Annotated in this window: 19 protein-coding genes and 1 pseudogene; 14 read left to right on the plus strand and 6 right to left on the minus strand. The window is 60.6% G+C overall.

Annotated elements, in window-relative coordinates; translation table 11 throughout:
• Nucleotides 1-6: 6 nt before the first annotated feature.
• Both HJB83_RS21110 and HJB83_RS21115 read right to left on the minus strand, forming a co-directional pair.
• Nucleotides 7-456, minus strand: coding sequence for a pyridoxamine 5'-phosphate oxidase family protein (locus tag HJB83_RS21110; RefSeq protein ID WP_221115070.1), 450 nt, complete (start codon nucleotides 454-456; stop codon nucleotides 7-9).
• Nucleotides 457-644: 188 nt separating this feature from the next.
• Nucleotides 645-1,562 carry a DMT family transporter gene (locus HJB83_RS21115; protein WP_221132566.1) on the minus strand — a complete coding sequence of 306 codons (918 nt, stop codon included), beginning with the start codon at nucleotides 1,560-1,562 and terminating at the stop codon, nucleotides 645-647.
• A gap of 219 nt (nucleotides 1,563-1,781) precedes the next feature.
• On the opposite strand from HJB83_RS21115, the gene HJB83_RS21120 reads away from it, so the two are divergent.
• Together HJB83_RS21120 and HJB83_RS21125 are read left to right on the plus strand one after the other, a co-directional pair.
• Nucleotides 1,782-3,119, plus strand: coding sequence for an epoxide hydrolase family protein (locus HJB83_RS21120; protein ID WP_405049105.1), 1,338 nt, complete (start codon nucleotides 1,782-1,784; stop codon nucleotides 3,117-3,119).
• Between the two features lie 135 nt (nucleotides 3,120-3,254).
• Nucleotides 3,255-3,572, plus strand: coding sequence for a YkgJ family cysteine cluster protein (locus HJB83_RS21125; protein WP_207584737.1), 318 nt, complete (start codon nucleotides 3,255-3,257; stop codon nucleotides 3,570-3,572).
• Between the two features lie 97 nt (nucleotides 3,573-3,669).
• On the opposite strand, the gene HJB83_RS21130 is transcribed toward HJB83_RS21125, so the two are convergent.
• The gene (locus HJB83_RS21130; protein ID WP_207584738.1) at nucleotides 3,670-4,239 is read right to left on the minus strand and encodes a nucleoside 2-deoxyribosyltransferase; all 570 of its coding nucleotides are present in this window, start codon (nucleotides 4,237-4,239) and stop codon (nucleotides 3,670-3,672) included.
• 248 nt (nucleotides 4,240-4,487) lie between these two features.
• Here HJB83_RS21130 and HJB83_RS21135 point away from each other — a divergent pair, with 248 nt between their 5' ends.
• The 11 genes and pseudogenes from HJB83_RS21135 to HJB83_RS34755 all read left to right on the plus strand — a co-directional run bounded on the left by HJB83_RS21135 (nucleotide 4,488) and on the right by HJB83_RS34755 (nucleotide 16,406).
• Nucleotides 4,488-4,733, plus strand: a complete 246-nt coding sequence (locus tag HJB83_RS21135) for a DUF982 domain-containing protein (RefSeq protein WP_207585197.1) — start codon at nucleotides 4,488-4,490, stop codon at nucleotides 4,731-4,733.
• A gap of 222 nt (nucleotides 4,734-4,955) precedes the next feature.
• The gene (locus HJB83_RS21140; RefSeq protein ID WP_221132567.1) at nucleotides 4,956-5,984 is read left to right on the plus strand and encodes a substrate-binding domain-containing protein; all 1,029 of its coding nucleotides are present in this window, start codon (nucleotides 4,956-4,958) and stop codon (nucleotides 5,982-5,984) included.
• A gap of 170 nt (nucleotides 5,985-6,154) precedes the next feature.
• Nucleotides 6,155-7,693 carry a sugar ABC transporter ATP-binding protein gene (locus tag HJB83_RS21145; protein ID WP_221132568.1) on the plus strand — a complete coding sequence of 513 codons (1,539 nt, stop codon included), beginning with the start codon at nucleotides 6,155-6,157 and terminating at the stop codon, nucleotides 7,691-7,693.
• A gap of 28 nt (nucleotides 7,694-7,721) precedes the next feature.
• The gene (locus tag HJB83_RS21150; RefSeq protein ID WP_221132569.1) at nucleotides 7,722-8,714 is read left to right on the plus strand and encodes an ABC transporter permease; all 993 of its coding nucleotides are present in this window, start codon (nucleotides 7,722-7,724) and stop codon (nucleotides 8,712-8,714) included.
• A 1-nt stretch (nucleotide 8,715) separates the two neighbouring features.
• Nucleotides 8,716-9,720: a sugar-binding transcriptional regulator gene (locus HJB83_RS21155; RefSeq protein ID WP_221132570.1), complete on the plus strand. Its 1,005-nt coding sequence runs from the start codon at nucleotides 8,716-8,718 to the stop codon at nucleotides 9,718-9,720.
• On the plus strand, nucleotides 9,717-10,709 hold the full coding sequence (locus tag HJB83_RS21160) for an aldo/keto reductase (RefSeq protein WP_221132571.1): 993 nt from the start codon (nucleotides 9,717-9,719) through the stop codon (nucleotides 10,707-10,709). The genes HJB83_RS21155 and HJB83_RS21160 overlap by 4 nt, the downstream gene beginning before the upstream one ends.
• Nucleotides 10,710-10,721: 12 nt before the next feature.
• Entirely contained in the window at nucleotides 10,722-12,470 is a 1,749-nt protein-coding gene (locus HJB83_RS21165) for a glycerol-3-phosphate dehydrogenase/oxidase (protein ID WP_221132572.1), read from the plus strand.
• A complete protein-coding gene (locus HJB83_RS21170; RefSeq protein ID WP_221115172.1) occupies nucleotides 12,467-13,288 on the plus strand; it encodes a class I fructose-bisphosphate aldolase in 822 nt (273 codons plus the stop codon). The genes HJB83_RS21165 and HJB83_RS21170 overlap by 4 nt, the downstream gene beginning before the upstream one ends.
• Nucleotides 13,289-13,316: 28 nt before the next feature.
• Nucleotides 13,317-14,846 carry an FGGY-family carbohydrate kinase gene (locus HJB83_RS21175; RefSeq protein WP_221132573.1) on the plus strand — a complete coding sequence of 510 codons (1,530 nt, stop codon included), beginning with the start codon at nucleotides 13,317-13,319 and terminating at the stop codon, nucleotides 14,844-14,846.
• Between the two features lie 211 nt (nucleotides 14,847-15,057).
• Nucleotides 15,058-15,692 (plus strand): annotated as a pseudogene (locus tag HJB83_RS34750) (GMC family oxidoreductase); the annotation flags it as partial.
• Nucleotides 15,693-15,845: 153 nt separating this feature from the next.
• Complete coding sequence (locus tag HJB83_RS34755) at nucleotides 15,846-16,406, plus strand: GMC family oxidoreductase (protein ID WP_409079111.1); 561 nt, start codon at nucleotides 15,846-15,848, stop codon at nucleotides 16,404-16,406.
• A gap of 178 nt (nucleotides 16,407-16,584) precedes the next feature.
• Here the strand turns inward: HJB83_RS34755 and HJB83_RS21185 are convergent, their stop codons facing one another.
• Nucleotides 16,585-16,788 (minus strand): cold-shock protein, encoded by a 204-nt coding sequence (locus HJB83_RS21185; RefSeq protein WP_003572688.1) that lies wholly within the window; start codon nucleotides 16,786-16,788, stop codon nucleotides 16,585-16,587.
• Nucleotides 16,789-16,898: 110 nt separating this feature from the next.
• Nucleotides 16,899-17,411, minus strand: coding sequence for a hypothetical protein (locus HJB83_RS21190; protein ID WP_221132584.1), 513 nt, complete (start codon nucleotides 17,409-17,411; stop codon nucleotides 16,899-16,901).
• Between the two features lie 327 nt (nucleotides 17,412-17,738).
• Here HJB83_RS21190 and HJB83_RS21195 point away from each other — a divergent pair, with 327 nt between their 5' ends.
• On the plus strand, nucleotides 17,739-18,851 hold the full coding sequence (locus HJB83_RS21195) for a hypothetical protein (protein ID WP_207584746.1): 1,113 nt from the start codon (nucleotides 17,739-17,741) through the stop codon (nucleotides 18,849-18,851).
• 88 nt (nucleotides 18,852-18,939) lie between these two features.
• Here HJB83_RS21195 and HJB83_RS21200 read toward each other — a convergent pair whose 3' ends face one another.
• Nucleotides 18,940-19,548 (minus strand): class I SAM-dependent methyltransferase, encoded by a 609-nt coding sequence (locus HJB83_RS21200; RefSeq protein WP_207584747.1) that lies wholly within the window; start codon nucleotides 19,546-19,548, stop codon nucleotides 18,940-18,942.
• Nucleotides 19,549-19,720 lie beyond the last annotated feature (172 nt).

Below are 19,720 nucleotides of genomic sequence, written 5' to 3' on the forward strand. Positions count from 1 at the left end.
ACTGTCTTAACTCGCTGAGCCGGGTAGGGTGACCTCGCCGTTTTCCTCACCATCCCAGTACCGGATGGAGGACGCCGAAACTTTGATAAGAACGATCCCGGGAGTGTCCACACCTTCAGGAAACCACCGCTGGAGATCGGGCACCCAATGTTCTTCGAACGCCGCCTTGTCCCGCACCAGCGAGGCGAAGCCCTCGACAGCGATGAAAATCCCCGGTTTGCCGAGGAGGCTGGGAGGTGCCGTGAACGTCAGCGAGACGATGTCGATGCCTTCGATCTCCGTGATTTTCCTGCTGTCCTCATACGAAAAGAACCAGGAATCCCCGTCATATTCGACGTCGCCATTATTGCTCATCGGTCGGGCCGAGATGCAGCCCGACCCGGCGTTCGTCGACAGCATGCAGAAATCGATCTTCTTCAGTTGTGAGGATAGGTCTTCGAGGGTCATGGACGCCATTGCGATCTCCCGGGTTTGAATGCTCGGGAGTAGCGTGCAGGCGTCCAAATTGTTCCGTGGAAAGCCTGCGTGACTAAGCCTCCATCCTTTTGATCTATTCCCGCAAGGTTTAAGGATGGAAGTATGCAGGAATTCCAGGGGTTACAGCAGCGTCCTGTGCAAAGCTGAAGATAAGCGGCGCTATACCCTCAATGGCCGTCGGGCGGGACGGCTTCGACCGGAACCGTCTCTTTCAGGTTCTTCCGGTGGAAGATGAAGAGCCCGGCAAAGACGATGATTGCGGCGCCGATGACGATCTGTGCATCGGGAATATCATTGAAGAAGAAATAGCCCAGAATGATCGCCCAGAGCAGCAGCGTATACTGCAGCGGCGCCAACAGCGATGCCGGCGCGAGCTTCAGCGAGCGTGTGATCAGCAGGTGCGCGCAGGAGGCGACGATCCCGAGCAATAGCATGCCGGCCCAATCGACAAGCGTTGCCGGCTGCCAATGGCCGATGCTCAAGACGATGCCGGTGCCGAGCGCGGCCACCGTCTGCCATGTCACAAGCGTCGTGTCGCTGGTCGAACGCAGGTAGCGGCTCATCACCAGCGATAGCGCAAAGGCAAGGCTGCCGAGAAGACCGAAGAGCGAAGGAAGTGACAGCATCGCCGTCGATGGGCGCAGCGCAATGACGACGCCTGCAAAGCCAAGCAGAACAGCAAGCCAGCGGCGCCAGCCGATCTTTTCCCCGAGAAAGAAATGCGAGAGCGCCGCAATGTAGATCGGCCCGGCCATATAGAAGGTCATGACGTCTGCGAGCGGTAGATAGGCAACGGCGGCGTAGAACAGGGCAACATCGGCGGTCGCGATGGCGACCCGGATGAACTGGAGGCCCTTCTGTTCGACGCGAAACAGGGCCATCGGCCCTTGTCGCGCGATCATCGGCCCGAGCACGACGAAAGCGCCGACGGAACGGATAACCAGCACTTGGCCGACGGCAAAGCTTGCGACCAACCACTTGCCCATCGCATCGTTCAGCGCAAAGAGCAGATCGCCGAGCAGCATCAGCACGACGCCGGTCATGATCAGATTTCCGGCATTGGCTGCGGCCGTCTTGGTCTTCATCATTGGCGTCCTTGCAAGAAGGGCCGCTCAGGCGCGGCCGAGGTCGGCTTCAGCTTTAACACCGCCGATGTCAACGGTTAGTTTCGCCCGAAATTTGTTTGATCGCCGCCGTCGCTGGGGCCGCGGTGCTCCCGTCACGTTCCCTAGGGGGGCGTCCTCGCCGCTATGCCGGACATCTGCGGATACAAATCGGCGTGACCTCGGACATATCTCGGATACATGAAAAAGGCACCGTCTTGGGGCGAAAATTCAACCCTAAAACGGAGTTTCCCTTTGACGTCCCTCCCTCCTGATATTAACCGCCGCAATTTTCTGGCGGCCGCTGCCATCGCCGGCACTGCAACGATGTTAAAGCCTGCGATGTCATTTGCTTCCGCTGGCGCAGCCCACGAGATTCGACCTTTCAAGGTAAGCGTTCCCGACAGCGCTCTCCAAGAGTTGAAGCAGCGCCTTGCCTCAGCGCGATGGCCCGCCAAGGAAACCGTCGGTGACGACTCCCAGGGCGTCCAGCTCGACCGTTTTCGCGCCCTCGTGAACTATTGGCAGGACGGTTACGACTGGCGGAAGGTCGAGGAAAAGCTCAATGCCATTCCGATGTTCATTACCGAAATCGATGGGCTCGACATCCATTTCATCCACGTCCGCTCCAGGCACGAGAACGCGCTGCCGTTGATCATGACCCATGGCTGGCCGGGTTCGATCCTTGAATTGCTCAAGGTCATCGATCCGCTGACAAACCCGACAGCTCACGGCGGGAGGGCCGAGGATGCCTTCCATCTGGTCGTTCCCTCGATTCCGGGCTTCGGTTTTTCCGGTAAACCGGACGTGCGGGGATGGGGTTCCGACCACATCGGTCGCGCATGGAGCACGCTCATGGACCGGCTCGGATACCAAAAATACGTCTCCCAGGGTGGCGATTGCGGCTCGGTCATCTCGCAGCGCATGGCGCATCAGAACGTTCCCGGTTTGCTGGGCATTCATCTCACCATGCCTGCAATCGTCCCGCGCGAAATCGTACCTCTCCTCGCTGCAGGCGCTGCCGCACCCGAAGAGTTCAACGAGGAGGAGCGAGCTTGTTTCGATAAGCTGGCGATCTTCTACCGAGATAGCGCTGCCTACGCGCAAATGATGGTCACCCGTCCGCAGACCATCGGCTATTCGTTGGTAGATTCACCGGTCGGAATGGCCGCTTGGATGTACGACAAGTTTGCTGAATGGACATTTAGCGACAAGCAGCCGGAAAAGGTCCTGACGCGCGACGAGATGCTCGACGACATTTCGCTCTACTGGTTCACGGAGACCGGTGCCTCGGCTGCCCAAATCTATTGGGAAGACCATACCAACAACTTCAATGCCCTCGACAAGATCCCGACGTTGCCGGTGGCGGTCAGCGTCTTCCCAGGGGAAATTTATCAAGCCCCGAGGTCGTGGACAGAGCGAGCCTACGGCAACCTGATCTATTTCAACGAGGTTGATAACGGCGGACATTTCGCCGCTTGGGAACAGCCCGCGATCTTCACGAACGAAGTTCGGGCGGCGTTCCGTTCGCTACGCTAAGTCGAGTGCTTGATGGCCGTCGCGATTGCGGCGGCCATCGCCTTCAGCCGCAAGCGAGCGCGTCGTCCGATATCCCTTTCGAGTTCTGTTTCAAGCACTTTGCGTTAAGGGCGGGTGTCGTGGTAGGAGTTGGGTATGAACTCACTAAGCGATATAGATTGCCAAAGCTGCGGCGCGTGTTGCTCTTTTTCATCGGATTGGCCAAGATTTTCTACGGAAAGTGATGCTGCTCTCGATTTGCTGCCACCGCGCTTCGTTGCGGCAGATGAGACGGGAATGCGTTGTAGCGGGTCGCGTTGCTCTGCGTTGGCAGGTCGGGTCGGTTTTGAGACATCGTGCCTCGTTTACGATATTCGGCCTGTCGTTTGTCGCGAATGCGTTCCTGGAGATGATGCCTGCCTGATGGCGCGTGAAGCCTTCGGATTAACGCTGCCGCATCAGATCCTCGGGTAGGCCAGCGCTTGAACGGGAACCAAATTCATAGCTTTGCGCGGAAGATAAACGAATTCGGGCGATTTATCCTCGACCTCGAACGCCTGAACCAAGCATTTTAGCGCAGCTTTTCAACGGCGATGGCGAGACACGTCTTGAATGCGGCGAGGTCGGTATAGAGCGCATCCCGAGGCGCGTCTCCGACGATGAGGACGCCACCGCGCCGCTCGATCCCGGCGTGCAGCATGAGATTGTCGGCCAGGCCGAAATCCTCGACGGCAATCCCGTTCGGGTCTCGCAGTCGACCGTCGGCATCATAGGCGAGGGCCCCGCCGTAAAGATCGCTCACCCGTCCGCTGTGATCTCGGGCCACATTCGTGTAGGCGAATACCGGCTTACCACTTGCGCACATGAATCCGAGTTCGAAGGCCGTCCCGGTATCGGCGGCAATGCCACGAAAGGGCGTCAGATTGGCGATGATGGCGTCAGCCTCCATCATCATCTTTTCGTCCACCGCGTTTATTGCCGCTGCGCGCTCGCGCTTCGAGTTCGTGTGCGGGATTTCCAGATCACCGGGCGAGAGTGGGAAAAGTCCCGCCTCGCGCGCAAGCGCTGCCTTCCGGTCGAGCATTTCACGGGCGTTTGGAAGGAAGACCTCCGGACCGGCCAGATAAACTTTTTTTGTCATAGACGAATTGCACCTTAATGGGATGGGCTCGGAATACCTCCCTTGCTGTATAGCCAAGGAGGATCACAATCCAGTGGACGAGAACCGCCCGCGACGCGCAGCGTGTACCAATCAGATCGTTAGCCGATGGAATTGTTCCGTAGCGTGTTGGTCCGGTCGATGGCTCTTCATAGGACTAAAGCCCTATGCTGGAACGAGCCCGCGCAGATGACGTTCAGCCGATAGCTGAAGGAGCTGAAGAGATGTCGATGCGCCGCGATTTTTGGGACCAACCCGTTGAGGTCATCATTGGGGATGGCGACCACCTTAAGAGTATCCGCAGCAGCCGGGACGCGCTCGCATATCTCATGACCTGTTGGCCGCGTGAGAGAGCAGCCTCCTTCGCCGTCGCGAAGAGGATCTGCACGGACGCCGTTGACGGGCGGGCAGATCCATCCGCTGCCGCATTGGCATTCAAAGTTGCGGCTGAGGAAGCCGGCGTCCTTCACCGCTAGCCGTTCTTTGCGTCGAGGAAAAGCGATTGGGCACACAGTCGGACCTTCAGTGATTTCATGTGAAATATATTTCAGCGCGTGAATTTTATTGACAGCTCTCTATCGTTGGGATTACCTGCCCATACCGGACTTCGAGGAGGAACTCCGGTCTTCAATGGATCATCGGCAGCCGCTCAGGTGCCGCCGGATATTTGGGAGGGGCCTCGGCCTCGAGGAGGAAACTTGCGCAGATTTCTAAGCACGACCGCATTGGCGGTCCTCGCATCGACACTATTGGCTGGCGTGGCCAGCGCAGACACGGAAAATCCGTTCCGCTGCAAGCCGGGCGAAAAATACGTCATGAATGTGATGGTCTCGGGCGTCGAATATTGGTTTCCGGTCTATGAGATGTTCAAGCAAGCCGGTCAGCAGCTCGGTTGCGAGACGGCTTATACCGGCACGCCGGAATATGACGTCAACAAGCAGATTGCCACCTTCGACCAGGCGCTGGCCCAGAACCCGGCCGGTATCCTCGTTCATCCGATGAACTCCGACCCGTTTATCGAGCCGATCAACCGGGCTATCGATCAGGGCACGGCGGTCGTTACCTTCGCGGCCGATGCGCCGCTCTCCAAGCGCATTTCGTTCATCACATCGGATAATACCCGTGAGGGCACCTATGCGGCCGACGCGATTGCCGAAAAGATGGGTAGCAAGGGCGAATATGCCGTTCTCGAAAATCCGGGCCAGGACAACCACGACAAGCGTATCGCCGCCTTCATCGCCCGTATGGAGGAAAAATATCCGGATATGAAGCTGGTCGGCCGCGCTGCCTCCAACCAGGACCCGAACAAGGCCTATCAGGGCCTGATGAGCCTGGTGCAGGCACATCCGAACCTCGGCGCCGTCTTCATGCCGGAAGCGAATTCGGCGATCGGCGCTTCGCAGGCCAACAAGGAAAGCGGCGGCAAAATCCTGGTGATGTGCGCCGACGTCAACGCCAACATCCTCGACATGATCAAGGCGGGCGAAGTGTTCGGCTCGATCAACCCGAACCAAGGCATGCAGGGTTACATGGGCTTCATGCTCCTGTGGCTGGCCAAACATCCGGAACTCATCGACCCGATGAACGACGCCAAGCGCGCCAGCTTCAACCCGATGAGTATTCCATTCGTCGACAACGGCCTGTCGATCGTCACGGCCGATAATGCCGACGACTTCTACTGGGATAAGTACCTCAAACGGCGGGGCACCAAAGGCATCGATGAGTAAGCCCACTGCATAATTCCTGAAATCGGAATCGACTTAAGGACAAATTATGCAGCGGACCAAAGCGTTACAGCGACCTTTGCGCGTCTGAAACGACGCGCGGCGCAGTAGGTGCCGGCTGTCCGAGGCATGAATCCCCGGACAGCCATCGCGAGCGTGAAGAGGAGACGATGATGGCGTCGGTGCCGGTTCTGGAAATCCGCAATGTCAGCAAGCACTTCGGTGCGGTGAAGGCGTTGACGGAGGTGAGTTTCAGCCTGGAAAAAGGCGAGGTTCATGCGCTTTGCGGCGAAAACGGCGCGGGCAAGTCGACGCTGATGAACATCATTGCCGGCGTGCTGCAGCCGACCGAGGGGTACGTTCTTGTCGACGGCGCGCCGGTAAAAGTGACGTCGCCGACCGTGGCGCAATCGCTCGGGCTTGGCCTCGTGCATCAGGAAATCGCGCTCTGCCCCGATGCGACGGTGGCCGAGAACATGTTCATGGCCGCTACCAACCGCCGCCGCTCGCCTTTCATGAATTATGGCAAGCTGGCGCGGGATGCGCAGGTCGTGATGAACCGGCTGGCGCCGATCGACGTCCGCCGTAAAGTCGGCGACCTGTCGATTTCCAGCCAGCAGCTTGTCGAGATCGCCAAGGCACTGACGCTCGAATGCCGGGTGCTGATCTTCGACGAACCGACGGCAGCGCTGACGGAATCGGAGACGCAGATCCTGTTCGGGATCATCCGCGACCTCAGGGCGCAAGGTATTTCGATCATCTATATCAGCCACCGCATGGCCGAAATCTTCAGCCTGTGCGACCGGGTCACCGTGTTCCGCGATGGCCGCTATGTCTCGACGGAGAAGGTGGTGGATTTGACGCCGGATGATGTGGTGCGTCGCATGGTTGGACGCGAGATCACCCAACTCTATCCGGAAAAGCAGGCGCCGGCGGAGCGGACCGACGAGATCATTCTAAGCGTCAGCGATCTCGGCGACGGCAGCCGCTTCACGGATGTGAGCTTCGAACTGCGCAAGGGCGAAATTCTTGGTGTCGGCGGGTTGATCGGCTCCGGCCGCACCGAGATCGCCGAAGGTATTTGCGGATTGCGGCCGGTGATTGCCGGCGAGGTTGAACTGCATGGGCAGCGGCTGCAGACGCGGTCCTATGCGCAGGCCGCGCAGGCAGGCGTCGTTTACCTGTCGGAAGACCGGAAAGGCTCCGGCATATTCCTCGATCTTTCCATCGCCCAGAACATTGCCGTTCTCGATCTGAAATCACTGACCGGACCGCTTGGGCTGTTGAATTCCAAAGCCGAGGCGGATCGAGCCCGCGACCTGGTCCGCCGGCTCGGCGTGCGGATGGGTGGCATCGACATGCCGATGTCGTCGCTGTCGGGCGGAAACCAGCAGAAGGTGGCGATTGCCAAGCAACTGGCGGTTAACCCCAAGGTCATCCTGATGGACGAGCCGACCCGCGGCATCGATGTCGGCGCCAAATCGGAAATTCACCGGCTGCTGCGCGATCTCGCACGCTCCGGCATCGGCATCGTCGTCATCTCGTCGGAACTGCCGGAGCTTCTCGGCCTGTGCGACCGGGTGCTGGTCATCCACGAAGGCAGGGTTGCAGGCGAAGTCGAGGGCGAGGCGATGACGGAAGAGGCGATCATGCGGTTGGCGTCGGGGATCGGCGGTCACGATAGTTCAAGGGCATCAGAGCATGCCGCATAGAGAAAAAGCAGGGGCAGGAGACAAGGTCATGGCGGACGCAACGTTGGCAATGGCACATCAGCCACGCGCGCCCGGCTGGAAACGGCTGGGGACAATGCGCGAGGCGGGACTGATCGCGATCATCCTGGCGCTCTGCATCGTCATGAGCATTGCCTCGCCGCATTTTCTGACGCTCGGCAATTTTCGGGCGATGCTGATGTCGTTCTCGGTGGAAGGGATCGTCGTCGTCGGAATGACCATCCTGTTGATTGTCGGCGGCATTGACCTGTCGGTCGGCTCGGTCGTCTGCTTCTCGATGGTGCTGTCTGGCTCGCTGTTCCTGATCGGGCTCGATCCGTGGAGCGCATCCCTGATCGGGATCATTGCCAGCGGCCTGATCGGCTGTGTCATGGGCTTCTTCGTCACGGTCGTCGGGCTCAACCACTTCATCACCTCGCTTGCGGCCATGGTCATCGTGCGCGGCATCTGCCTGATCATTACCAAGGGCACGCCGCTGTCGCTGTTCACCTTGCCGCCCTCGTTCAAGGCGGTCGGGCAGGGCACGTTCTTCGGTGTCCCCTATGTGATCCTGATCTTCGTTGCCGTCGTCGCGCTGTTCGATTTCCTGCTGCGCCGGGCGACCGCCTTCCGCAAGGTGTTCTACACCGGCAGCAACGAGAAGGCGGCGCTCTATTCCGGCATCAAGACCAACCAGGTGAAGTTCTGGGTGACGGTGCTCTGCGCCACGCTGTCCGGTGTTGCCGGGGTGATCTACATGTCCCGCTTCGGCGCCGCGACCCCGACCTTCGGCGTCGGCATGGAGCTCAACATCATCGCCGCCTCGGTGATTGGCGGTGCGTCGCTGAATGGCGGCTCCGGCACCATCCTCGGGGCAATTCTCGGTATTGCCCTGCTGTCGGTCGTCACAAGCTCGTTGATCTTGCTCGACGTGTCCGTCTATTGGCAAGACATGATCAAAGGCTGCATTCTGCTTGCTGCCGTCTCGATCGACCATTTCCTGCACAAGCGGAAGGCTGCCTGATATGCCGATAGCCAAACTCAGACCCGCAAACGCACCGCGCGAGGAAATCGTCATCGCCCGGCAAATGCACCGGGCTCTGGTCCTGCATTTTCTCGAAGGACTGACGCAGGCGCAGATTGCCGATCAGCTCGGCATCTCGCACGCCACCGTCAACCGCCTGATCAAGCGCGGCCGCCAGCTCGGCCTGGTCGAGATCAAGATCAAGTCGCCGGTCGAGCCGCTGGTTGATATGGAAGAACGGCTGCTGGCGCTTGGCGGCATCGGTCGTGCGGTGGTGGTGCCGACAGTGTCCGACAATCTGCAGACGGCGCTGCAAGCTGTCGGCGAAGCGGCAGCGCGGTTGCTGCTGGAAGAGATCATCGACGGCGATACGATCTGCATCACTGGCGGCAAAGGGGTGAGCGCCGTCGTCGCCGGTCTGCAGCCGCCGCGTCGTTTCGACATCGAAGTCATTCCGGCAACCGGCTGCGTGCAGGGTAAGCACTACACCGACGTCAACCATGTCTCGACCTTGATGGCCGACCGGCTTGGAGGACGTTCCTATCAGATCCACGCACCGCTCTTTGCCGACGATGCCGAGCAGCGGGCGATGCTGATCAACATGCGCTCCGTCGCAGACGTTTTCAAACGGGCGCGCGAGGCGAAGGTGGCCGTCGTCGGCATCGGCTCGATCCTGTCGGACGATTCCAGCTATTACGACCTGCATCCCTCCTCAAGCACCGACCGCGCCGCGATCGAGCGGTCCGGCGCCTCCTGCGAATTGCTGGCGCATCTGCTCGATGATCATGGCCGGGTCTGCGACTACAGCCTCAACCGTTCGCTGGTGTCGTTGACGCTGGCGGAATTCGCCTCGATCCCCACCAAGATCGGTGTGGCGAGCGGGCCGAACAAGGCAGGCCCGATCCTCAGCGTTCTCAGGGGCAATCATCTGGATACGCTGGTGACCGATGAGGCGACGGGTGCGCAGGTGCTGGCACTGGCGAATGGCGAAGGAAAATGGGCATGAGCGGACAGCAATTGACACGCGAGATCGGCAAATCCGGCGTTTCCGCCTCGGCGGTTGGGCTGGGCACCTGGGCGATCGGCGGCTGGATGTGGGGCGGGACTGACGAGAAAGAATCGATTGCCGCGATCCAGGCATCGCTCGACGCCGGCGTGACCCTGATCGACACGGCGCCAGCCTATGGGCTCGGACGTTCCGAGGAAATCGTCGGCAAGGCCTTGACCGGTCGCCGCGACAAGGCGGTCATCGCCACCAAATGCGGCCTTGTCTGGCATACGCAGAAGGGCCGTCATTTCTTCGATCAGGACGGCAAACCGGTCCACCGTTATCTCGGCCGCGATGCGATCCTGCATGAGGTCGAGGAAAGCCTGAGGCGGCTCGGTACCGACTATATCGACCTCTACATCACCCATTGGCAGGACCCGACGACAGCGGTCGAGGAAACCATGCGGGCGCTGGAAGATCTGCGCACCTCGGGCAAGATCCGGGCGATCGGCGCAAGCAATGTCAGCCGCGACGACCTCAATGCCTATATCGCTGCCGGTGGCCTCGATGCGATCCAGGAGCGGTTCAGCATGATCGACCGTGAGATCGAGGCGGAGCTTCTGCCGCTGACGAACGTGAACGGCATCGCGACGCTGAGCTACTCGTCGCTGGCGCTGGGGTTGCTGTCCGGCACCATCGGTCCGGACCGTGTGTTTTCCGGCGACGACCAGCGCAAGGACAATCCGCGCTTTTCGGTCGCCAACCGCCGGAAGGCAACGGCGCTTGCCGACGCCATCCGCCCGATAGCCGAAAAACACGGCGCCAGTATCGCCCAGACCGTGATTGCCTGGACGCTGGCACAGCCCGGCGTGACCTTTGCGCTCTGCGGGGCGCGCAATCCGGCACAAGCAATCGACAATGCCCGGGCCGGCATCATCCGGCTGGATGCGGCCGATCGTGCGGCCATCGATACGGCCATAGCGGCGAAACTGACTGACATGAGATAGCGGATCGCCATCATGAAACGTGAAGAGATATTGGACGGGCTTCGCCAGAGCCCGAAGGTTGACGTGTGCATTATCGGCGGCGGCATCAACGGCATCAGCGTCTTTCGGGAGCTGGCGCTGCAGGGCCTGAATGTGCTGCTCGTCGAGAAGCACGACTATTGCTCCGGTGCCAGTTCGGCGTTGTCCCGCATGGTGCATGGCGGGCTTCGCTATCTTGAAAACGGCGAATTCAAGCTGGTGAAGGAATCGCTGGTCGAGCGCGACCGGCTGTTGCGCAACGCGCCGCATTACGTCGCGCCGCTGCCGACGACGGTGCCGGTGTTCGACATTTTTTCCGGCCTCGGCAATGGCATCGTCCGCTTCCTGGGCCTCAGCCGCCGCCCGAGCCGCCGCGGCGCTGTCGCCATCAAGGCGGGCCTGAGCATCTATGATTTCCTGACGCGCAAGCGAGCGCTGATGCCGCGCCACCAGTTTCGCGGCCGGCGCGCGACGCTTGCCAAGTGGCCGGCGCTCAATCCCGACATCAAGAGTTCCGCCACCTATTTCGACGCCTGGGTCAGCCATCCCGAGCGGCTGGGCATCGAGCTTCTGCAGGATGGCCTTGCAGGCAATTCCGGCGCGATGGCGCTGAACTACGCCGAACTGCGGCGGATGGAAAATGGCCGGTATCGCATCGAGGACCGGGTAGGCGGCGCAGCCGTTGCCGTCGAACCGTCGCTGATCATCAATGCCACCGGCGGCTGGATCGACGTCGCCAATCAAACCCTGTTTTCGCCGGAAGCACGGCCGGCACCGCTGATGGGCTGCACCAAGGGCTCGCATCTCATCATCGACAATGCGGAGCTGCGCGATGCACTTGCCGATCACATGATCTACTACGAGAACGAGGACGGGCGGATCTGTATCCTGTTTCCCTATCTCGGCAAGGTTCTCGTCGGTTCCACCGATATCCGCGTCGATGATCCGGAAACGGTGCGCTGCGAGGCGGACGAGCGGGATTATATCCTGCAATCGCTCGCCTTCGTGCTGCCTGATATCACCATCCGGCCGCAGCAGATCGTTTTCAAGTTTTCCGGCGTGCGGCCGCTGCCGGCCAGCACCGACAGTTTTACCGGGCGCATCCCGCGCGATCATTTCTGCACGGTGCTGGAGCCGCCCGAGGGCGGGCCGCCGGTGCATTGCATGATCGGCGGCAAGTGGACGACATTCCGGTCCTTCGGAGAACTGGCGGCCGACATGGCTCTGGAACGGCTAGGCAGAGGGCGCAGCGTTGCGACAATCGATCGGCCGATCGGCGGCGGGCGGGCATTTCCCGCCAACAAACCCGCCTGGCTTGCGCAGGTGGCGTCCGCCAAAGGCCTTTCCGGCGGGCGCATGGCTGAGTTGTTCGCCCGGTACGGCACGGATGCCGAGGCGATTGCCGGTTTCATCGCGGCGGGCCCCGATGCAGCCCTGCCGCACGCCCGCTATTCGGTGCGCGAATTGCAGTTGCTGATCCGCGATGAAGCGGTGGAGCATCTTGACGACCTGCTTTTGCGGCGCACCACGCTCGCCGTTTCGGGCGAGCTTTCGCTCGACATGATGGATGCCGCGCTCGACCTGCTGGCGCAGGAAAAGCGCTGGACGCCGGGCCATCGCGCCGGTGAGCGTCACCGTTTTCTCACCCTTCTCAACGAACGCCACGGCGTCAACGAAGACATGCTTTCCGCAAGGAACGAACCAAGGAGCACAGAATGCGACACAACAGCAAAGTCCGGATGAACCGGCTGTTCGACGGCGGCCGCTGCCTCGACGTGGCGATCGATCACGGCGTTTGCAATGAGCCATCCTTCCTCGACGGGCTGGAGGATATTCAGGCCGTCGTCAACGCCTTGGTCGCTGCCGGGCCGGATGCGATCCAGATGAATTACGGCCAGGCGGACCTGCTGCAGGACGTGCCCGGCAAGGACAAGCCGTCGCTGGTCATACGCATCGACATGGGCAATCCCTATAACCGAATTCGCCACCGCGACATGTGGGCGGTGCTGCAGAACGAGGCCGAGCCATTGATCGGCGCGATCGAAATGGATGCAGCCTGCGTCGTCGTCAACCTGTTCATGCTGCCGGACGAGCCGGACCTGTTCCGCCAGTGCGTTGAGAATATTTCGCGCGTGCGGGCCGATTGCGACAAGTATGGCATGCCGCTGATGATCGAGCCGCTGGTGATGCAGCCGGTCACCGAAAAGGGTGGTTATATGGTCGATGGCGATGCGGACAAGATCGTTACGTTGACCCGGCTCGCCCGTGAGATGGGTGCCGATGTCGTCAAGGCGGACCCAACCACCCATGCCGAGGATTTCCACAGGGTGGTGGAGGCAGCCCGGTGCCCGGTTCTCGTCCGCGGCGGCGGCAAGGAAGATCTTCGTGCCGTTTTCGACAAATCGGCGGCCTTGATGCGACAGGGTGCTGTGGGCATGGTTTATGGGCGCAACATCTATCAGCACGCCAATCCGAGCGCCGTGGTGCGCGGGCTGATGGCGATCGTCCACGAGGATGCGAGCGGCGAACAGGCCTTTGCGCTCTATCAGCAGGCTGAATAGCGATTTCCAACCTTGGGAGGGGTTCTGCATGGGAGACTATCTTTTGGGGCTCGACGCCGGAAATACCGTAATCAAGGCGGTGATTTTCGACCGGCATGGCAACGAAATCGCGGCTGCTTCCGAAGAGGGGCACAGCCGCATGCCGAGCCCGGGGCATGTCGAGCGGGGGCTGGACGAACTCTGGACGAATGCACGGCAGGTCATCCGCGCCTGCATCGAAAAGGCGAAGATCCAGCCGGAGGAAATCGCCGCAATCGGTTGCGCCGGACATGGCAACGGCCTCTATGCGCTTGATCGCGACGGCGGTCCATTGCTCGGCATCCAGTCGCTCGACACGCGGGCGGCCGGGCTGGTCGATGAATGGCGAGAGGCAGGCGTTGGTGAGCGGACCTATCCGATTGCCCGCCAGCGTCCGTGGCCATCCCAGACGCCGACATTGCTTGCCTGGCTTAAGCGTCGCCGGCCGGACCTGTTCGACTGCATCGGTACGGTGTTCTTCTCCAAGGATTTTATCGTCAATCGGCTGACCGGCCGCCGCGTCAGCGAGGTGTCCGACATGTCGGGGGCGGGCTTGCTCGATCTTGCCGCGCGCCGCTACGACAGGGCGTTGATGGAGGCCTATGGACTGGGCGATTGCATGGACCTCTTGCCGCCGCTCATCGAAAGCGCCGACATTGCCGGCACGGTCACGGAAGAGGTGGCGACGCAGACCGGGCTGGCTGCCGGCACGCCGGTGGTCGGCGGGCTGTTCGACGTAGTCGCCTCGGCGCTCGGCTCGGGCGTTTCGTGCACCGGCAGTGCCTCGATCATTGCCGGCACCTGGAGCATCAACCAAGTCATCATCGACGGTCCCGACCTCGACGGGCCGGTGTTCATGTCCTCGACTTTCGATCGCACTCGCTACATGGCGATGGAGAACAGCGCCACCTCGGCTGCCAATCTCGAATGGCTGGTGCGGGAGTTCTTCGAAGGCGAGCATGCGGAAGGCGTTTCCCCTTTCGATGCCTGCTGCGCGCTGGCTGCGGTGATCAAGCCCGCCGCAGACGACCCGCTCTATCATCCCTATCTCTACGGCGCCCAGCAGGACGGCCACGCACGCGCCGGCTTCTACGGTCTTGCCGGTTGGCACACCAAGGGGCATCTGGTTCGCGCGCTTCTCGAAGGTGTCGCCTTCGGCCATCGCCAGCATATCGAGGCGATCCGAAAGGCCGGCGCTGATTTCAACGAAGCCGTGCTGTCCGGCGGCGGCTCGCGCAGCCTGATCTGGCCGCAGATCTTTGCCGATGTGCTCGGCGTTCCCGTCACCGTTGCCCGCTCGCGCGAAACCGGTGCGCTGGGGGCGGCGATTGCGGCGGGAACCGGCGTCGGCATCTTCGCGGACTTCGGCACTGGTGCTGCGGCGATGGTCCAGACCGAGCGGCATTATCGTCCGGATATCTCGCTTGAGGCACATTATGCGCGGCGCTACGCGCTCTATCAGGATATTGCCGAAGCGATGGCACCGCTCTGGCGGCGTCTGACGGCAGTCGCGCCGGCGGCAGCGGGAGTGGCGGCGTGAACATGCGTGTGAATGATGCCGCCATTGATGCGGGAAGCTACGACTACATCATCGTCGGCGCGGGATCGGCGGGATGCGTTCCAACCGGCTGTCGACCGATCCGAAAACCCGCGTCCTGCTGCTCGAAGCCGGCGGCAGCGATCGGTATCATTGGGTGCATGTGCCGATCGGCTATCTCTACTGCATGGGCAATCCCCGCACCGATTGGATGATGACGACGGCGGCGGAAGCCGGACTGAACGGCCGGTCGCTGCCCTATCCGCGTGGAAAAGTCTTGGGCGACTGCTCGTCGATCAACGGCATGATCTACATGCGCGGGCAAGCGGCCGATTACGACGGCTGGCGGCAGGCGGGTAATTCCGGTTGGGGCTGGGACGACGTGCTGCCCTATTTCCTGAAATCCGAGGACAACTATCGTGGCAAGTCGTGCATGCACGGGGCGGGCGGCGAATGGCGGGTGGAAAGGCAACGGCTCTCCTGGCCGATCCTCGATGCCTTTCGCGATGCGGCCGAAGAACTCGGCGTTCCCAAAACCGACGATTTCAACAATGGCGATAATGAGGGCTCAGGCTATTTCGAGGTCAATCAGCGCGGCGGCCTGCGCTGGAACACCACCAAGGCCTTTCTGCGCCCGGCGATGAAGCGGGCCAATCTGCGTGTGCTGACCAGCGCCGAAACCGAACGACTGGAATTCGACGGCAGGATGGTGACGGCGTGCGGTTCCGGCTCAACGGGCAAACTCATCTGGCTCGCGCCGGTCGCGAGGTCATTCTGTCTGCCGGTGCGATCAATTCGCCGAAAATCCTGGAGCTTTCCGGGGTTGGCCGCCCGGATGTGTTGTCCGCTGCCGGACTGGACGTCGCCCATGAACTTCCGGGCGTCGGCGAAAACCTGCAGGACCACCTACAGATTCGCACGGTTTTCCGCATCGAGGGCGCAAAGACGCTGAACCAGCTCTATCACAACCTGTTCACCCGGGCCGGGATGGGGCTTGAATATATGCTGCGCCGGTCCGGTCCGACCGCCGATCTCGAATGTCACGTGCAGCCCTTGAGCACCGACCGGCTAGGCGAGCCGCTGCACACATATCCCGCCGTCACCGTGTCGGTCTCCAATCTGCGGCCGGAAAGCCGAGGCACCGTGCATGTTGGCGGCCCGGACCTTTCCGTGGCACCGGAGATCGGCCCGAATTATCTTTCGACTGCCGGCGACCGGATCGTTGCGACGAAATCGATTCGGCATGCCCGGCGGCTCATGGAGGCCGGGGCCATCGCCAGGTATCGGCCGCAGGAGATGCTGCCGGGCGCGGAATACCAAAGTGACGAGGATCTGATTCGTCGCGTCGGCGATATCGCCACCACGATCTTCCATCCGGTCGGCACCTGTAAGATGGGCAGCGACACGATGGCGGTCGTCGATTCACAATTGCGGGTGCATGGGCTGGCGAAGCTGCGGGTCGTCGATGCATCGATCATGCCGACGATCGTCTCGGGCAATACCAACTCGCCGGTGATCATGATTGCCGAGAAGGCCGCCGAGAGTATCCTGTCAGGGCAATAGCTCTTGGGATTGCCTGAAGTGAATGCGTGAAACGCCTTGCCGTCCCGGTACCCCAAAACGACACGCGCAACGCTTGGTTACCGTCGTGACAGCCTATCGCGCTAAGGCATTCTTGCCTGCGGACTGCGACGAGGAGCCCAACCCGCTTAACGCGGGCTGGGCAATCTTCGACTTTCGATCAGAGGGTTGAGACGTTCTCAGCCTTTGATTTTCCGGTCTTGCGATCCTGTCCGACGTCAAAGCTGACCTTGTCGCCTTCGCGGAGCGAGCCGCCGCGCTGCAGCGCAGACACGTGCACGAACACGTCTTGTCCGCCATCCTCAGGGGTAATGAAGCCGAAGCCCTTGTCGTCATTGAAGAATTTAACCGTACCTGTCGGCATGAGATAACTATTCCTTGTGTCATTCGTCGATTTGCGAAAGCGAAACTATACCGCCGACGCTTCTCTATCAACCTTCATGCCGTTGACGCAATTCAAAAGCAACGAAGGCACTAGCTTCGTTGAAGGTCAATCAGGCTCGTGACAACCGATCGACCTGTGGCGGGGTCGGTATCGACGGTCGTAAGACGCATCCCCGACGCACCGATCTTTTTGATCGTCATCTGCGCACGTCGATCGCCATTTACCTCCTTGGCCCACTTTATCGCGAGGTTTATGGCATCGCCGTTGCGCGTGCCGCCAAGACCCGCGGTGCCGGTTCCCGCCCCGACATAGGAGCCGGTGTAGCTGTCACCGCTCGTCTTGAGATTGGCGCTGATGATGCGGGAAAAGATCATGAGGCTGGTGCAGCGCCCATTGAGTGCGAGGGAATTCGTGTTTGTGTCCGACTTGAAGCGGCACGTGACTTTGAGAGTGGGTGCATTTGTCCGCACTTTCACCGTCCCTTTACCGCTCCAACTTCCCGCAAGTGTTTTTAGGAAGGCTGATTCGTCGGCATGGGCACCGCCGGCCATGACCCCCGACCCGGTCGCAATGGCGACGGAGCATGCAATGACCTGGATCATGTGAGTAATTTTTGGCCCACGGGACATCAGCATCACGACGCTTAGCAAATCGAGGAGAAGGGTCGTCATATAATCGCTCGGCGGTGATTTGGTTCCGTATGGGAAGCATTCAGGCTTGCAACTCACTCCTCTTGCGACGGTGGTGTCATGCGCGCGTGCGTATCAACAGGATCGACGTAGGAATGCTGCCCAAGCGTGCATAAAGGGATTGCGAATCCTTCGCATCAAGTTGTAGATCGGGATTATGCAAGCCGATCAGAATGACGCCAACTCCGCTGCTCGTCATCGGTTGCTGTCTGAAGCTTTACCGGCGCGCGGCGCTGTCACATGAGGGGTCCAACGCCATTGTCTTCGCTTGTACTCCCCAGTCGCCCGCTTTCATTGGCGCGCAACGTCATCTCCACGCCGAACGCCTACTTCTGGTCAACGCCCATTATCCTGGCGTTGGCTGTCTTTCTATTCGTCTCGGAAGCACCGGGCGTGATCCGCGATTTCCAGATCAGCCAGAACCCTTTGGTACTCGAAGATGGTGACGTGCAAAACGGGAAATGCACGACACGCAAGGCAGTCTTCACCGACTGCGAGGCACGCCTTGTCTACAGTTACGGTGGACGAAACTACGACACCGAGGTCGAGGTCATGTTCGTCGATTTCCATACCGGCGATTATGAAACCGGTCTTGTGATTTCCGCCGATCATCCGGAACTCGCGACGATGAGTCTCGGTCTAGACATGCTCTGGAACAGGATTATCACCCTCACTCTGTTTGTGGTCCTGCTTGGCGCCATGAGCCTGGGGATGATTTTTCTCGGTATCCGCATTTGGCGGGTCAAGGGGCAATTGCGCCGGCCCGCCAGGCTGATCCCGGTCCCGGTCGAGATCAGCGCATTCGACCGAAAACGCGGCGTCCTTTCCATCACCTACAATGACAAGATTGCCGCCGACAAAACAGGGCGTTCGGCTTACACGCGGATGAAGAGCGGACAGGAACCGCTGATCGTCGGTGAAGCCAATGGCAAGGCGATCGGACTGGCTGTCCGGCACGGCAATACAGCCCTGCCAGTGCTTCTGGACGATCGTCTGCAGCGGGTCGAGCTCACGGATGCCGAGCGCACCGCGGCTCTTGCACCCTTAGCGCATAAGCAAGCAAGCGATCAGGGTGTGCCGGTGCTGATTGAAGAAGCCAAAAGAACGGTATCGATATGGAAGCGGCTGCAGTTTTTCTTCGGTGTGTTGCTTCTGATGGTCGTCGGTGTGGTCGGCTTCTGGCTTTGGTATGTCACAACCTCCTCGACGCAATTCCAATCGCCTGGAATGGACATCAACAATCTCATGCCGGCGCCGTTAAACGCGTGGGGATGCGAGCAACTAAAGAAGCGGTTTGGTCAGGATCGCGCGCCGTTCGGTTGCGTCGCCGCCGATTACACGAGCTGGAAATGAAAACGGCCTGCGCAGCCGACGCCTATCGTTTGATAAGGAACGCCTGATAGCAGCCTTTGCATCGCGAAGCGCACGAAATCGCTGCGCGTCATCCGGGTTTCCGTGCGTAAAATGTGTTCCACGCTTCGTTGTTACGACCCAAGCGGTATGCGTCCCATTCAAGATCCATGCCGGCGGCCTTGATGCACAGCGCGAAGTCGTCCCGGCGCCAGTAGGTCATATGGTAGGCACCGCTCGTCTCCCCGTCGCCATCACGCATCGTCACCAGGAAGACGCCTCCGGGGCGTAGCGCTGCGACGATCTTTTCAAGGACTTGGCCGGTCTGGTCGCGAGGCACATGGATGAGGACACAGAGAGCGATCACAGCGTCATAGGGGCCGCCGAGGTCGTCGGTGATGACGTTGAGGAACTCGCCCTGCTTGCCGCGCGCCGCCTGCAGTTCGAGAAAGCGTTGCGTGGCATCGGTTCGCCTTACCAAAACGCCCTGGGTCTCAAGGAAATCCGCATCCCATCCGGGGCCGGAGCCAATCTCAAGGATCCGGCCTACTTTGCCGGCGGCGACGGCGACTTGACGCAACGCCGTCTCCAGGCTGGGTGAGGGAAACGGATCAACGATGCGACTATAATCATCCGCACAATCTTCATAGGAATCGATCGTGCGTTGCGTGCCGGCCAAAGTGGCGGAAGAAGTGGGCATTTTGACCTCCGAATGATGGAATACTAACGCCGCTCAGCGCTTCGTATCACCATGCTCAGCGTAAGGCCGCGCACGCACATCAGGCAAAATGCCTAGGCAACGAAAGAATTGAATGCGATGCCGACCTCGTGAGAGCGGCCAATCAGGAGGGTTCAGCCAGGCAATCTCCTGG

The sequence above is a fragment of the Rhizobium sp. NZLR11 genome (assembly GCF_019685115.1).
In the GTDB taxonomy this organism is placed as follows: domain Bacteria; phylum Pseudomonadota; class Alphaproteobacteria; order Rhizobiales; family Rhizobiaceae; genus Rhizobium.